Here is a 13,935-nt window from a genome sequence, read left to right as displayed (position 1 = left end):
TGGGGGCGGGGGTGGCGCGCAGGTGGGCCTTGAGGTGGGCGACCGCGGCGGCACGGCCTGCCGCGGCGGAGGGCAGACGCTGTTCGGCACAGGCGGGCCGGTCGCACGAGACGCGCACCTCCGCGCTGCCCCGGCCGACGGGGTCCAGACGCACCGTCCACCGGCGCCCCGGCACCCGCTCGTCCAGCTCGCTGCCTGCGGCTGCCTGTGTCATCCCGTACATCCTCCGTGTCCCGTGTCCTGCGTGTCGCCACCGCTTCCCTTTGAGGAGGGGTGTTGGGGCGGCGGATCCACGGTATGCAGGACCGCTGCGCGGGGGACCCGAATTCGCACGGGGTAAGGCTTTCGGGTTACATCGCCGCCCGAATCCGCGGAGTCCGTCGAGTCTCTTCTCGTCCTGGACAGTCGCAGGCCGACGGGGCTGGACGGCTTGGACGACGGGGTGCAGCAGGGGAGCGTCTCCGGCGCTGCTGTGGGACGGGTGGGGTGCCGGACACCGTCGGCCCCCGCGCGGGCCACTCATAGGGCGCCGGGTCACCCACGGCGCGCGCCCGTGACGGACATCCCGCTCACCTGCTGCACCGGGCTCAACTCTGCGGATCAGTCAGGACCTTGGAGCTCCCGCACCGGATCGGGCGGCCGGTCGGGAGGTGTCCGTCATGACCTTGACCGGGTGCCGCTTCGATGGAGGATGAGGGAGAGAGCGGGTCTGCGTGGCGAAGTGTGGACCTTCGACAACTCCGACAGCAGGGAGCCTTTTTCCGATGACCGCACAGCCCGCACGCCCTGAGCGCAGAGGGTCCGAGATCACCTCGGTCATGGATGTCCCGCCGTTCAAGCCTCCTCTCGTCAAGGTGGTGTTCAGGGACGTGACCCCGATGCACGTCTCCCGGCCGGCCGCGTGGGCCGCCGCGTCGGTGACGCGGACGGTGCTGACGGGGATCATCGACGGCGCGGGCAGCGCGGCGGCTGAGGAGTCCCGGAGGAAGCTGGTTCCGCGGGATCTTCTCTCGGCGATCGACCGGAACGTCGAGCTCGAGGTGGGGAGCCAGTGGTACGACCACAGCCCGACGTTTCAGGGTCTGACCGGTGTGGTGTACGACGCCGAGGGTGTCGTCGTGTCCTCTCGTCAGCGCCGCGGGTCGCGCAGGCCGAGTGCTGTGGCCGGCGCCCACCGGTTCGAGGCCGGGGTCAGGAAGCTGCTGCGGAGCCAGGGGGTGACGGCCGTCCCGGCGATGGTCCTCGACCTGAGGGGAATCGCGAGCGTGTTCCTGACGGACCTTGCCCGGGACGCGGCCGTGGTCGTCCGCGAGGGCGGGGTCAAACGCTTCGGTTCGGTCGCCCTGGTGACGCCGGGCGAACCGGCCCCACCCCCGTCCCTCAAGGACCCCGCCCTGGCCCTGTCCACCCGCAGGGGCCTTCGCCGCCGCCGTCAGCTGCGCCTGGGACGGTCACCGGATCAACCTCATCGACACCCCGGGCCACGTCGACTTCGCCGACGAGGTGGAGCGCTCCCTGCGCGTCCTCGACGGCGCGGTCGCCGTGTTTGACGCGGTCGCCGGTGTGGAGCCGCAGAGCGAGTCGGTGTGGCGGCAGGCGGACCGGCACGGGGTGCCGCGCATCGCGTTCGTCAACAAGATGGACCGGGCCGGCGCCGAGCTGGACGCCGCGGTCGCCTCCATACGGGAGCGGCTGTACCCCGTACCCCTGGCGGTGCACCTGCCGATCGGCACGGAGGGCACCTTCGACGGTGTCGTCGACCTGCTCGGCATGCGGGCCCTGACCTGGAACGACGAGGGTGAGGCACGCGACGCGGCACCGGTGCCGGAGGAACTGCGTGAGGAGGCGCACCGGAGGCGCCGGCTGCTGGAGGAGGCCGTCGCCGAGCTGCATCCGGGTGCGCTGGAGGAGTTCTGCGGCACGGGAACGGTCGGTACCGGCACGCTCATGGCCGCCCTGCGGGAGCTGACCCGCAGCGGTGACGCCGTCGTCGTCCTGTGCGGGTCCGCCTACCGCAACCGCGGCATCGAACCTCTGCTCGACGCCGTACTCGCCTATCTGCCGTCGCCGCTCGACGTGCTGCCGGTGCGCGGTACGCACGACGACGGCACCGACCGGCTGCGGGCCGCCGATCCGGCGGCACCGCTGGCCGCCCTCGCGTTCAAGGTGAACGCGAGGGCCACCGGGCGGCTGACCTACCTGCGCGTCTACGCGGGCACGATCGAGAAGGGAGACACCGTGTGGGACGCCACCGCACGCCGCACCGAGCGCGTCGGACGCATCCTGCGCGTCCGGGCCGACCGGCACGAGCGGCTGGACCGTGCGACCGCCGGCGACATCGTCGCCGTGGTCGGACTGAAGTCCACCCGCGCCGGCTCCACCCTGTGCGCGCCCGACGCCCCGCTGCTCCTCGAACCTCCGGGTGTGGCCGAATCCGTCGTCTCCGTGGCCGTCGAGGCACTGAAGGGCACGGACACCGGACGCCTGGCGTCGGCGCTGGCGGGACTCGCCGAGGAGGACCCCTCGCTGGTGGTGCGCACCGACCCGGAGACCGGTCAGACGGTGCTGTCCGGCATGGGTGAGCTGCATCTGGAGGTCGCGGTGGAGAAGCTCCGCAGTGACCACGGACTGGCCGCCAACGCCGGTCGGCCCCGGGTGAGTTACCGGGAGACCGTCGGTCGCGGTGTGGCCGGGTTCGTGTTCCGGCACGTCAAACAGGACGGCGGGGCGGGCCAGTTCGCCCATGTCGTCCTCGACGTCGAACCACTGGACTCGCCGGAGTCCGGGTTCGAGTTCCGCTCGGCGGTCGTCGGCGGACGCGTGCCGCAGGAGTACGTCCGTGCCGTCGAGGCCGGCTGCCGGGACGCGCTCGCCGAGGGGCCGCTGGGCGGGCATCCGGTGACCGGTCTGCGGGTCACGCTCACCGACGGGTCGACCCATGTGAAGGACTCCTCGGACACCGCATTCCGTACGGCCGGCCGGTCCGGACTGCGGGACGCCCTGCGGGCCTGCGCGATGGTCCTGCTGGAACCGGTGGCCGAGGTCACGGTGACCGTGCCCGAGGACGCGGTGGGCGGGGTGCTCGGTGATCTGGCGGCGCGCCGCGGCCGGGTGTCCGGTTCGGTCACCCGGGCGGGCGCGACGGTCGTCACCGCGACGGTGCCGCTGGCCGAACTCTTCGGTTACGCGACCCGGTTGCGCAGCCGCACCCAGGGCCGCGGCACCTTCACCACCCGGCCCACCGGCCACGCCCCCGCACCGGCCGCCGCGCCCGTGCGGTAAGGCGTGAACGGCGGCCATGAGCGGCGGCCGTCAACGGCGGCCATGAGCGGCAGCCGCTGAACGGCGACCGCCGAACGGCGGCCCCTCCCGCAACTCAGCCGGGAGGGGCTGCCACCGCCGCCGTACGGGCACACCAGACCGTCGGCGTCGGTCATGGACGTGCCCCGGCGCCGGGATCAGGGGTACGACACCACCTTGGACGGCACGGTGTCGCTGCCCGAGGTCGGAGCCCCGGTGTCGTTGATGACGCACTCGTACTGCCCGTGCCCGCTCAGCGAGACCACGAGCAGATCGTGGAAGCGCACACCCGGCCGGTCCGGGGCGGCGAAGCCGTGGTGCTGGACGATGCTCGGGTTCACGTTGTAGTAGCAGTAACTGCCCATGCCCCAGCCCTCGTGGGCGGTGACCCGGTCGCCGACCTTGTACGCCGCGTAGCCCTTCGTCGAGCCGTTCTGGATGGCGGCCTGGTCGGGTGCGTCGTACGCCTTCTCGTTCTGGAAGAAGATCGTGCGGCCGCGTTCGCCGTTCCACTGCACGTCGTACTTGTTGAAGTGCTCGACGAACAGACCGGTGGCGAGGACGTCATGACCGTTGACGACCACACCGTAGTCGCAGCGGTTGGTCTCCCAGCCGACGCCGTCACCGTGGTCGGCACGCCAGACCCAGGTGTGGTCGATGATGGTGTGCCGGGCGTTGACCACCATGCTGGTGGTCGCCCTGCCCGGCCCCGCACCGCCGATCCGGATGAAGACGTCCTGCACGGTGATGGGGTTCGCGGAGTGGCTCCGGGAGGCGCCGTCCGGGCCGATCTCCAGCAGGGTGGGGGAGTTGACCGGCCCGGCGTCGATCAGGAAGCCGGCCAGCCGTACGCCGTCGACGTCGGCGACCTTCAGGGCGGTGACGCCGTTGTCGGGGATCAGGGTGGCGTAGCCGAGGCCCAGGACGACCGTGCCCGGGCGGTTCACCCGTACGGTCTGGTCGACCCGGTAGATGCCCGGAGTGAACAGCAGGTTGAGGCCCTGGGCGAGTGCCTGGTTGAGCGTGGCCGCCGAGTCGCCGGGCCTCGCGACGTAGAAGCGGTCCAGCGGCAGGGAGGTGCCGCGCGGGGTGCCGTTGCCCCAGGTGACACCGCGCGCGTCGGTCCGCAGCGCGGGCAGGAAGACCCGGTACCGGTCACCGTCGAGGTACAGGAAGGGCTTCTCGCGGGAGAGCGGTGTCGTCTGCAGCGTGGTGTACGGCGGTTCCGGGAAGCTCTGCGCGGGCGCGCCCTCGACACCGGAGAACACCATGTTCCACACGGCGTTGGTCCAGCCGCCGACCGAGCTGTCCCGGGTGTACCACTGCTGCTGCGAGTACGGCCCGACCGTGCCGTCGACGCGGCTGTCGGCGATGTAGCCGCCGCTCGCCCAGCCGTAGCCGGACGGGGCCAGGTTGAGCCCGCCGCGTACGTGCATCCGGCGGAACGGCGCGGCCTGGGCGACCGCCCACCGGTTGGTGCCGTTGACCGGGACGAGCGCCAGGTTCTCCGCCGAACGCCAGAAGTTCTGCGTGGCGTTGCCGTCGAACCAGCCGGCGTCGACCGTCACGTCACCGTTGATGGTGGTGTCGTCGGGGGAGAGGCCCAGCCCGGAGATCGAGGTGTAGAAGCCGAGCTGGGCGTTGAGCCCGTGGTACGTGCCCGGCTTGAACAGCAGTTGGCAGCGGCCGGTGCCGAACTGCGCCGACTCCTGACGGGCGAACACCTCGTCGAGCGTGGCCTGGATGCCGGGTGTGGACGGGGCGAAGACGATCACGTCGGGGCCGAGATCGCCGCCGCCCTTCAGCCGGCGCGGCTTCCCGCGTCCCGCGGCGGGCGCGGCGGAGGCGGCCGAGGGCAGTCCGGCCAGCACGGGAGCGACGGCGGCGGCGCCGAGAACGGCCCGCCGACCGGGGCCCCGCCGGAAGGAGGACGTCGGGGAGGAGGACGGGGAGGGCGATGCGGCGGACGACGAGGCGGCCGAGGCGGACCGGGAGCTGGACGGGGAGTCGGAGGGGGAGTCGGGCGTCATGGGGCGGCTCTCCTTGTTCAGAAAATGAACGGCGTGGGGTGGTGGGAGCGCTCTCTCGACGCTGAATGGTTCATCCATGGAACGAATGAGTCAAGGGGTGCCGCACGAGTTGGGTGACTGGTTCCAAACCCTTGACGTGACGCCCCGGCCCCGTTTAACTCACGTCCTAAATTAAGCCATGAGGTGCTGCCTGTGCGACCGCCGCAGGCACTGCCCGCATGCTTCCCGTACGCACTTCCCGGAAGGGACACCAGGAGCCATGCGCAGAATCCGAGCCGCGGCCACAGGCGCCGTCATGCTGTCTCTCGCCCTCACCGCCTCGGCCTGCGGAGGCGGCTCCAGCACCGGCGGCGGGTCCAACGACTCGCCGGAGGAACTCACTTACTGGGCCTCCAACCAGGGCGCCGGCATCGAGATCGACAAGAAGGTCCTCCGCCCCGAGCTCGACAAGTTCGAGAAGCAGACCGGCATCAAGGTCAAGTTGGAGGTCGTTCCCTGGTCCGACCTGCTCAACCGGATCCTCACCGCCACCACCTCCGGCCAGGGCCCGGACGTCCTGAACATCGGCAACACCTGGTCCGCGTCGCTCCAGGCGACCGGCGCCCTGCAGCCCTGGGACGCGGAGCAGTTCGAGAAGATCGGCGGCAAGGACCGCTTCGTCGACTCCGCGCTCGGCTCCACCGGAGCAGCCGGCCAGGACCCGGCCGCCGTCCCGCTGTACTCGATGGCGTACGCCCTCTACTACAACAAGCAGATGTTCGCGGACGCCGGCATCGACGGCCCGCCGGCCACCTGGGACGAGCTGGCCGCCGCCGGCAAGAAGCTGTCCAAGGACGGCAAGTGGGGCATGGGCGTGGAGGGTTCGAACCCCGCCGAGAACATCCACCACGCCTTCGTCTTCGCCGAGCAGCACGGCGCCGACTTCTTCACGGCCGACGGCAAGGCCGACTTCACGAGCGACGCCGCGGTCGCCGCGGTCAAGCGGTACGTCGACCTCATGGCCAAGGACAAGGTCATCGCCCCGGGCAACGCCGAGTACGCCCAGAACCAGTCGGTGAGCGACTTCGCCAAGGGGAAGACCGGCATGCTGCTGTGGCAGTCCGCCTCCGCCAACCTCGAGTCCCAGGGCATGAGCGAGGACGCCTACGGCATCGCCCCGGTGCCCGTGCGCTCCGGCACCCCCGGCACCGGCAAGCAGGTCAACTCGATGGTCGCCGGCATCAACCTCGCCGTCTTCAAGAACAGCGACAACCTCGACGGCGCCACCGAGTTCGTGAAGTTCATGACCAGCGACGCCGAACAGAAGATCCTCAACACGGCGTACAGCTCCATCCCGCCGGTCAAGGCCGCCCAGGAGGACCCGGCCTTCGGCTCCCCGGCCGACGCCGTGCTGAAGGACACCCTCGCCACGAGTGCCGTCGCCCTCCCGCAGGTGCCCGACGAGTCGCAGTTCGAGACCGCCGTCGGCACGGCCGTCAAGGAGCTGTTCGCCGACGCCGCCGCCGGACGCGAGGTGACCACCGGCTCGGTGAAGGCCGCGCTCACCAAGGCGCAGCAGCAGATGCCCAGGAAGTGAGCCCCGACCCCGCGATGACCGCCACCGCTCCCGCGGCGGAGGCCGCCGTGCGCAAGAGCTCCCCCGGTACGGCGGGCGGCCCCCGCCGCCGTACCGGTCGGAGCCGCCGCATCGGACTGCCCTACCTGCTGCTCCTGCCCGCCCTGCTCTTCGAACTCCTCGTCCACCTGGTGCCGATGGTCATCGGCATCGTGATGAGCTTCAAGGAACTCACCCAGTTCTACATCCGGGACTGGGGCACCGCCCCCTGGGCCGGCCTCGACAACTACTCGGTGTCGGTGGACTTCGACGCCCCCGTCGGCGAGGCCCTGCTCCACTCGTTCCTCGTCACCATCGCCTTCACCCTGCTGTCCGTCGGCCTGTGCTGGCTGACCGGCACGGCGGCGGCCGTCTTCATGCAGGACACCTTCCGCGGGCGCGGCCTGCTGCGCGCCCTGTTCCTGGTGCCGTACGCCCTGCCGGTCTACGCGGCCGTCATCACCTGGGTGTTCATGTTCCAGCACGACAACGGCCTGGTGAACCACGTCCTGCACGACCAGCTCGGCATCACCGGCAAACCGCCCTTCTGGCTCATCGGCGACAACAGCTTCGTCGCCCTGCTGACGGTGTCGGTGTGGAAGGGCTGGCCGTTCGCCTTCCTCATCGTGACGGCCGGCCTGCAGAACATCCCGCGTGAGCTGTACGAGGCCGCCGCCCTCGACGGCGCCGGAATGATCCAGCAGATCCGCCGCATCACCCTGCCCTCGCTCCGCCCCGTCAACCAGGTCCTGGTCCTGGTCCTGTTCCTGTGGACGTTCAACGACTTCAACACGCCGTACGTCCTCTTCGGCAAGACCGCCCCCGAGGCCGCGGACCTCATCTCGGTCCACATCTACCAGGCGTCCTTCGTCACCTGGGACTTCGGCACCGGATCCGCGATGTCGGTCCTGCTCCTGCTCTTCCTGCTCGTCGTCACGGGCGTCTACCTCGTACTCACCTCGCGCCGGCGGAGGACCGCCCCATGAGCACCCTGCCCCGGTCCCCGATGGCCCCGTCCCGCTCCTTCCTCCGGTACCGGCGGATCTTCCTGACCCTGCTCACCGGCTTCGTCATGATCCCGGTGTACGTCATGATCTCCAGCTCGCTGAAGCCGCTCGCCGACGTCACCGGCACGTTCCGCTGGCTGCCGACCGAGCTGACGATCCGCCCGTACATCGACATCTGGTCCACGGTCCCGCTGGGCCGCTACTTCGTGAACTCGCTCGTCGTGGCGGGCGCCGCGACCGTCTGCTCGGTCGTCATCGCGGTGTTCGCCGCGTACGCCGTCAGCCGCTACGACTTCCGGGGCAAGCGCGTCTTCACGGTGACCGTCCTGTCGACGCAGATGTTCCCCGGCATCCTCTTCCTCCTCCCGCTGTTCCTCATCTACGTCAACATCGGCAACGCCACCGGCATCGCCCTGTTCGGCTCCCGCGGCGGGCTGATCCTGACGTACCTCACCTTCTCGCTGCCGTTCTCCGTCTGGATGCTGATCGGCTACTTCGACTCCGTCCCGCGCGACCTCGACGAGGCGGCGCTGGTGGACGGCTGCGGACCGCTCGGCGCGCTCTTCCGCGTCGTCGTCCCGGCGGCCGTGCCCGGCATCGTCGCGGTCGCCGTCTACGCCTTCATGACCGCCTGGGGCGAAGTCCTCTTCGCGTCCGTGATGACCAACGACACCACCCGCACCCTGGCGGTCGGCCTCCAGGGCTACTCCACCCTCAACGACGTGTACTGGAACCAGATCATGGCCGCCTCCCTGGTGGTGAGCGTCCCCGTGGTCGCCGGGTTCCTGCTCCTCCAGCGGTACCTCGTCGCCGGCCTGACGGCGGGAGCCGTCAAGTGACCGGCTCTCCCGATCCCGAAAGGACTTCCGTGACCATCGACTACGCCGCCCTCCCCGACGACTTCCTGTGGGGCACGGCCACCTCGGCGTACCAGATCGAGGGGGCCGTGGCGGAGGACGGCCGTTCCCCGTCGATCTGGGACACCTTCTCGCACACCCCCGGCACCACCGACAACGGCGACCACGGCGACACCGCCTGCGACCACTACCACCGCTGGCGCGAGGACATCGGCCTGATGCGCCGCCTCGGCACCAACGCCTACCGTCTCTCCCTCGCCTGGCCGCGCGTCGTACCGGGCGGCGACGGCCCGGTGAACGACAAGGGCCTGGCCTTCTACGACCGGCTGGTCGACGGCCTGCTCGAGGCCGGTGTCACCCCGTCGGTCACCCTCTACCACTGGGACCTGCCGCAGACCCTCCAGGACCGCGGCGGCTGGCCCGAACGCGACACCGCCGAACACTTCGCCGCGTACGCCTCCGCCGTCGCCGAACGCCTCGGCGACCGCGTACACCACTGGGCGACCCTCAACGAGCCCCTGTGCTCCGCCTGGATCGGCCACCTCGAAGGCAAGATGGCGCCGGGCCTGACGGACCTGACCGCGGCCGTCCGCGCCTCCTACCACCTCCTGCTGGGCCACGGCCTGGCCACCCGTGCCATCCGCGCCGCCGCCCCGGACGCCCGGGTCGGCATCGTCAACAACCTCTCCACGATCCACGCCGCGAGCGACAGCCCCGAGGACCGCGCGGCCGCCGTGCGCATGGACGGCCACACCAACCGCTGGTGGCTCGACCCGGTCCACGGCCGCGGCTTCCCGGAGGACATGCGCGAGGTCTACGGCGTCGAACTCCCGGAGCGGCAGGGCGACCTGGAGACCATCGCGGCCCCACTCGACTGGCTCGGCCTGAACTACTACTTCCCGCAGGTGGTCGCCGCCGACCCGGACGGACCCGCCCCCCGCGCCGCCTTCGTCCGCCGGGACGGCGTGCCGCGTACCGGCATGGACTGGGAGATCGACGCGGGCGGCATCGAAACCCTGCTGCTGCGCCTCACCGACGACTACGGCGCCCGCAAGCTCTACGTCACCGAGAACGGCTCGGCCTTCCCCGACGCCGTCCGCCCCGACGGCACCGTCGACGACCCGGAACGCCAGGACTACCTCGCCCGGCACCTGGCCGCCTGCACCTCGGCCGCACGCAAGGGCGCACCGCTGGCCGGCTACTTCGCCTGGTCGCTGCTGGACAACTTCGAGTGGGCCTACGGCTACGGCAAGCGCTTCGGCCTCGTCCACGTCGACTACGACACCCAGACCCGCACCATCAAGGGCTCCGGCCACCGGTACGCGGACATCATCCGCGGTCACCGCGACCGCGGACGGCGCGCGGCCTGACGTTCCGGTGGGGCGCGGGGGCGGACCCCCGCGCCCCACCGGCGCCGGCGGTCAGGCGTCGGTGCCGCCGTCGCCGTTGAGCAGGGCCGCGGTGAGGACGCTGCCGGCCACACCCCAGCCCCCGTCGGCCACCTCGTCGACGAGTACGACGGTGGTGGCACGGGCCCGCTCACCGTAGATCTCCGCATACAGATCGGTGGTGCGCTCGACGATCTTCTTCTTGTCCTCGGGGGTGACGGTGCCCGCGGGCACCTTGAAGTGGGCGAACGGCATGACTGTTCTCCTTCGGAAGCTCTGTCTCAGGATGCGGAGGGACGTCGCGGAGCGGCGCGATGTGCGGTCGGGTGCTCAGACCATGCCGCCGTTGGCCCGCAGGACCTGCCCGTTCACCCAGTGCCCCGCCGGGCCGGTGAGGAAGGCGGCGACCCGGGCGATGTCCTCCGGGGTGCCCAGCCGCTCCAGCGGCGGGGTCTTCGCGAGCCGGTCGATCTCCTCGGGCGTCTTGCCCTCGAGGAACAGGTCCGTGGCTGTCGGCCCGGGCGCGATGGTGTTCACCGTGACGTCCCGGCCGCGCAGTTCGCGGGCGAGGATCAGCGTGATCGACTCGACGGCGCTCTTGCTCGCCGCGTACGCGCCGTACGCGGGGAACTGCGCACCGACCACGGAGGTCGACACACCCAGGAAGGAGCCGCCCGCACGCAGCCGCCGAGCGGCCTGCTGGGCCACCACGAAGGCACCGCGGATGTTGGTGCGGTGCATCGCGTCGAGCACCGCCAGATCCAGGTCGGCGATGGGCGACAGGGCGAGACGGCCGGCGCAGTTCACGACGACGTCCACGCCGCCGAAATCCCGCTCCGCCCGGTCGAACAGCGCGGCGACCGCCTGCTCGTCCGCCACGTCCGCCCGTACGGCGATCGCCCGTCCGCCCGCGGCGGTGATCGTCTCGGCCGTCTCCCCGGCCGAGGCCGCGTCCCTGGCGTAGTTCACCACGACGGCCAGACCGTCCCGGGCCAGCTCGAGCGAGACCGCGCGGCCGATACCGCGTGATCCGCCGGTGACGACGGCGACCCGCGGGGGTGCCGGCGTGGAAGGGAAGTCGTTCGAAGTCATGTCCTCCACGATGCGCGGTTCCGGCCGGCGGAGCCAGGTGATGTCATCCCCTGGGTCGGTGTCCCGGCCGGGCGGAGAATGGCGGACATGGGTTCTGCGAAGTACACCGAGCTGTTCGAAGTCATGTCCTCCACGATGCGCGGTTCCGGCCGGCGGAGCCAGGTGATGTCATCCCCTGGGTCGGTGTCCCGGCCGGGCGGAGAATGGCGGACATGGGTTCTGCGAAGTACACCGAGCTGGGAGCGTTCCTGCGGTCGCGGCGTGACCGTATCCGACCGGCCGACGTGGGCCTCCCGCCCGGGCCCCGGCGCCGGGTGCCCGGGCTGCGCCGGGACGAGGTCGCCCAGCTCGCCGGGGCGTCCGTCGACTACTACAACGAGCTCGAGCGCGGCGCCGGGTCCCAGCCGTCGGAGCAGATGATCGCCGCTCTGGCGCGGGCCCTGCGCCTGACCGCCGACGAGCGGGACTACCTCTACCGTCTGGCGGACCGCCCGGTGCCCGCCCCCGGCAGCGCGGCCTCCCACGTCCACCCCGGCATGCTCGACCTGCTCCAGCGGATGCCCTCGACACCCGCGCAGGTCATCACCGATCTGCACGTCACGCTGGTGCAGAACCCTCTCGCGGTGGCCCTTCTGGGAGACCACTCCCGCTTCCGAGGACCCCGGGCCGGCTTCGTCCACCGCTGGTTCACGGAGGCCGACGCCCGGCGCCTGTACCCGGAGGCCGACCACGCGGTCCAGTCCCGTGCGTTCGTCGCCGATCTGCGGGCGGCCGCCGCCCGGCGGGACGCCAGGGACGTCGAGGTCACGTCCATGATCCGTTCGCTGCTCGACACCTCGCCCGAGTTCGCCGCGCTGTGGGCCGACCATGACGTGGCCTTCCGGCGCGACGACCGCAAACGCATCCGGCACCCCGCGCTCGGTGTCCTGGAAGTCAACTGCCTCAACCTGTTCAGCGAGGACGGCAGGCAGCGCCTCCTCTGGTTCACCCCCGCCGTGGGCACCGACAGCGCCGAGCGGCTCGAACTGCTCGCGGTCCTCGGAACCCAGGACGTCGTCGACTCCGCACCCTGACACCGACACGCCCTCGGCCGGGTGGGGGACCCCCACCCACGGGACGGCATCCCCTGGTTGCCTCCGCCACGCACAGAAACACTGAACGGACCGAAGCCACCGGCTTCCGGCCGACCTCAGGCTCTGTGACAGGGAGTTGCTCATGCAGCGGCGGACAGTCCTCCTCCTCGGAGCGGCGCTGGCGGTGTCCCCGGCCGTCGAGGCCCATGCCCACCCGGACCACCCACCCACACCCGGGGAGACACCCCCCGTGGCGGAGGGGCCCTACAGCGGGGGCTGGCGGAAGCTCGCGCCGATCGCGAGCGGCCCCCGGCAGGAGCACAGCGTCGCCGCGGTCGGCGACAACGTCTACCTCATCGGCGGCATCGTCCCCGACCCGTCCGGCGGCGTCACCACGACCGGACGGGTGGACGTCCACGACACGCGCCGCGACACCTGGTCGGTCACGGCACCGCTGCCCGTCGCGATGAACCACCCCAACGTGGCGGTGGTCCACGGCCGGATCTACGTCCTCGGCGGGCTGTCCGGCGGATCCGCGTGGCAGGCCCTGCGCGACAGCTTCGTCTACGCGCCGCGCGCCGGCCGGTGGCACCGGCTTCCCCCCGTGCCCGCGGGGATCGAGCGGGGGAGCGCCGCGATGGGCGTGTACGGGACGAAGATCCTCCTCGCCGGCGGGATGCGCGTCCTCGTGCCGGGCGCGGGCGGCCTTCAGGACACGGTGGACACCGTGTCCGCGTACGACGTCGTGACCGGCCGCTGGGAGAGCCTGCCCAGCCTGCCGCAGGCCCGCGACCATGTGGGCGGAGCCGTCGTCGGCGGGACGTTCTACGTCCTCGGCGGCCGGGACCGGGGGCAGGTGAACGTACGGCACACGGTCTACGCGCTCGACCCGCGCGCCCGCCGCTGGTCCGAGCGGGCACCGATGCCCACCGCCCGGGGCGGCATCGCCGCCGCGGCCGTGGGGAGGAAGATCTACACCTTCGGCGGTGAGGGCCGGCACGACGGCGACAACCCGAACACGGTCTCCGACGAGACCGAGGCGTACGACACCGGGCGCGACCGGTGGCAGCGGCTGGCGCCCATGCCGGTGCCCCGCCACGGCACCGCCGCCGTCGCCGTGCGCGGCACGATCCACATTCCCGGCGGCGGCGTCCTCGCGGGCGCCGCCCCGGTGGACGTCAACGACTCCTACCGCCCCGTCCACCGGTGAGCCGGCACTGACCCTGCGGACACCCGGGGCACTCGCGCCGCCCGGGTCGCCCGACACCGTGTCGAGCGCCCCGGGCGGACGAGGGCGTCACCGCCGGAACGCGTCCCGCCGGACGTGACACCTCCGTCCAGGCCGGCCGGCGAGCGGCACGGTGCCCGGTCACCCCGACCGGTAACGGCCCTCCACCGTCCGTCCCCGCCGACGCCCACGACCGATGGAGGCGGCGAGGTGAGGCTCTGGTGGGAGCGGCTTCGGGGCGGCCCCGGCACGCGTCATCCGGCGAGCCGCGATCGACGCCTACGTCCACGTTCCCGGCTCATGACAGGCCGAGTGGGGCAGCCCCTCGGAGCACGGCGTCCCGCCGAGGGCGTACGCCGCCGTCCA

11 protein-coding genes and 1 pseudogene are annotated in these 13,935 nt (G+C 71.7%); 8 read left to right on the top strand and 4 right to left on the bottom strand.

Annotation, left to right across the window (positions count from 1 at the left end; genetic code table 11):
- Positions 1-214, bottom strand: a pseudogene (locus B9S61_RS17605) (hypothetical protein); the annotation flags it as partial.
- A 550-nt stretch (positions 215-764) separates the two neighbouring features.
- On the opposite strand from B9S61_RS17605, the gene B9S61_RS17600 reads away from it, so the two are divergent.
- A complete protein-coding gene (locus B9S61_RS17600) occupies positions 765-1,550 on the top strand; it encodes a hypothetical protein (RefSeq protein WP_258039709.1) in 786 nt (261 codons plus the stop codon).
- On the top strand, positions 1,459-3,282 hold the full coding sequence (fusA, locus tag B9S61_RS17595; RefSeq protein WP_308457775.1) for an elongation factor G: 1,824 nt from the start codon (positions 1,459-1,461) through the stop codon (positions 3,280-3,282). The genes B9S61_RS17600 and fusA overlap by 92 nt, the downstream gene beginning before the upstream one ends.
- Before the next feature lie 176 nt (positions 3,283-3,458).
- Here fusA and B9S61_RS17590 read toward each other — a convergent pair whose 3' ends face one another.
- Positions 3,459-5,330 (bottom strand): coagulation factor 5/8 type domain-containing protein, encoded by a 1,872-nt coding sequence (locus B9S61_RS17590; RefSeq protein WP_103543119.1) that lies wholly within the window; start codon positions 5,328-5,330, stop codon positions 3,459-3,461.
- 259 nt (positions 5,331-5,589) lie between these two features.
- Between B9S61_RS17590 and B9S61_RS17585 the strand changes: the two genes are divergently transcribed.
- Genes B9S61_RS17585 through B9S61_RS17570 form a run of 4 tightly spaced genes read left to right on the top strand, consistent with a single transcriptional unit; the run spans position 5,590 to position 10,158 of the window.
- Positions 5,590-6,906: a sugar ABC transporter substrate-binding protein gene (locus B9S61_RS17585; protein ID WP_103543118.1), complete on the top strand. Its 1,317-nt coding sequence runs from the start codon at positions 5,590-5,592 to the stop codon at positions 6,904-6,906.
- Positions 6,907-6,920: 14 nt separating this feature from the next.
- Positions 6,921-7,910 carry a carbohydrate ABC transporter permease gene (locus B9S61_RS17580; protein WP_103543117.1) on the top strand — a complete coding sequence of 330 codons (990 nt, stop codon included), beginning with the start codon at positions 6,921-6,923 and terminating at the stop codon, positions 7,908-7,910.
- Positions 7,911-7,930: 20 nt separating this feature from the next.
- Positions 7,931-8,770 (top strand): carbohydrate ABC transporter permease, encoded by an 840-nt coding sequence (locus B9S61_RS17575; RefSeq protein WP_103543122.1) that lies wholly within the window; start codon positions 7,931-7,933, stop codon positions 8,768-8,770.
- Positions 8,771-8,799: 29 nt separating this feature from the next.
- A complete protein-coding gene (locus tag B9S61_RS17570) occupies positions 8,800-10,158 on the top strand; it encodes a GH1 family beta-glucosidase (protein WP_103543116.1) in 1,359 nt (452 codons plus the stop codon).
- A 51-nt stretch (positions 10,159-10,209) separates the two neighbouring features.
- Here the strand turns inward: B9S61_RS17570 and B9S61_RS17565 are convergent, their stop codons facing one another.
- Both B9S61_RS17565 and B9S61_RS17560 read right to left on the bottom strand, forming a co-directional pair.
- The gene (locus B9S61_RS17565) at positions 10,210-10,431 is read right to left on the bottom strand and encodes a 4-oxalocrotonate tautomerase family protein (protein ID WP_103543115.1); all 222 of its coding nucleotides are present in this window, start codon (positions 10,429-10,431) and stop codon (positions 10,210-10,212) included.
- A 75-nt stretch (positions 10,432-10,506) separates the two neighbouring features.
- Positions 10,507-11,268, bottom strand: a complete 762-nt coding sequence (locus tag B9S61_RS17560; protein ID WP_103543121.1) for an SDR family oxidoreductase — start codon at positions 11,266-11,268, stop codon at positions 10,507-10,509.
- A 212-nt stretch (positions 11,269-11,480) separates the two neighbouring features.
- On the opposite strand from B9S61_RS17560, the gene B9S61_RS17555 reads away from it, so the two are divergent.
- Both B9S61_RS17555 and B9S61_RS17550 read left to right on the top strand, forming a co-directional pair.
- Positions 11,481-12,341 carry a helix-turn-helix transcriptional regulator gene (locus B9S61_RS17555; RefSeq protein ID WP_103543120.1) on the top strand — a complete coding sequence of 287 codons (861 nt, stop codon included), beginning with the start codon at positions 11,481-11,483 and terminating at the stop codon, positions 12,339-12,341.
- Positions 12,342-12,483: 142 nt separating this feature from the next.
- On the top strand, positions 12,484-13,551 hold the full coding sequence (locus B9S61_RS17550; RefSeq protein ID WP_103543114.1) for a kelch repeat-containing protein: 1,068 nt from the start codon (positions 12,484-12,486) through the stop codon (positions 13,549-13,551).
- The last annotated feature ends 384 nt before the right edge of the window (positions 13,552-13,935 follow it).

The organism is Streptomyces sp. SM1, from assembly GCF_002910825.1.
Taxonomy (GTDB): domain Bacteria; phylum Actinomycetota; class Actinomycetes; order Streptomycetales; family Streptomycetaceae; genus Streptomyces; species Streptomyces okerensis.
Note: the sequence above shows the minus strand (reverse complement) of the source record. Positions and strands in the feature narration are given on the sequence as shown.

Excerpts from the sequence above, each read along its gene's own strand:
- B9S61_RS17550 (WP_103543114.1), top strand. The coding sequence starts at position 12,484 with ATGCAGCGGCGGACAGTCCTCCTCCTCGGAGCGGCGCTGGCGGTGTCC.
- B9S61_RS17555 (WP_103543120.1), top strand. The coding sequence starts at position 11,481 with ATGGGTTCTGCGAAGTACACCGAGCTGGGAGCGTTCCTGCGGTCGCGG.
- B9S61_RS17590 (WP_103543119.1), bottom strand. The coding sequence starts at position 5,330 with ATGACGCCCGACTCCCCCTCCGACTCCCCGTCCAGCTCCCGGTCCGCC.
- B9S61_RS17575 (WP_103543122.1), top strand. The coding sequence starts at position 7,931 with ATGGCCCCGTCCCGCTCCTTCCTCCGGTACCGGCGGATCTTCCTGACC.
- B9S61_RS17560 (WP_103543121.1), bottom strand. The coding sequence starts at position 11,268 with ATGACTTCGAACGACTTCCCTTCCACGCCGGCACCCCCGCGGGTCGCC.
- B9S61_RS17585 (WP_103543118.1), top strand. The coding sequence starts at position 5,590 with ATGCGCAGAATCCGAGCCGCGGCCACAGGCGCCGTCATGCTGTCTCTC.
- B9S61_RS17580 (WP_103543117.1), top strand. The coding sequence starts at position 6,921 with ATGACCGCCACCGCTCCCGCGGCGGAGGCCGCCGTGCGCAAGAGCTCC.
- B9S61_RS17600 (WP_258039709.1), top strand. The coding sequence starts at position 765 with ATGACCGCACAGCCCGCACGCCCTGAGCGCAGAGGGTCCGAGATCACC.
- B9S61_RS17565 (WP_103543115.1), bottom strand. The coding sequence starts at position 10,431 with ATGCCGTTCGCCCACTTCAAGGTGCCCGCGGGCACCGTCACCCCCGAG.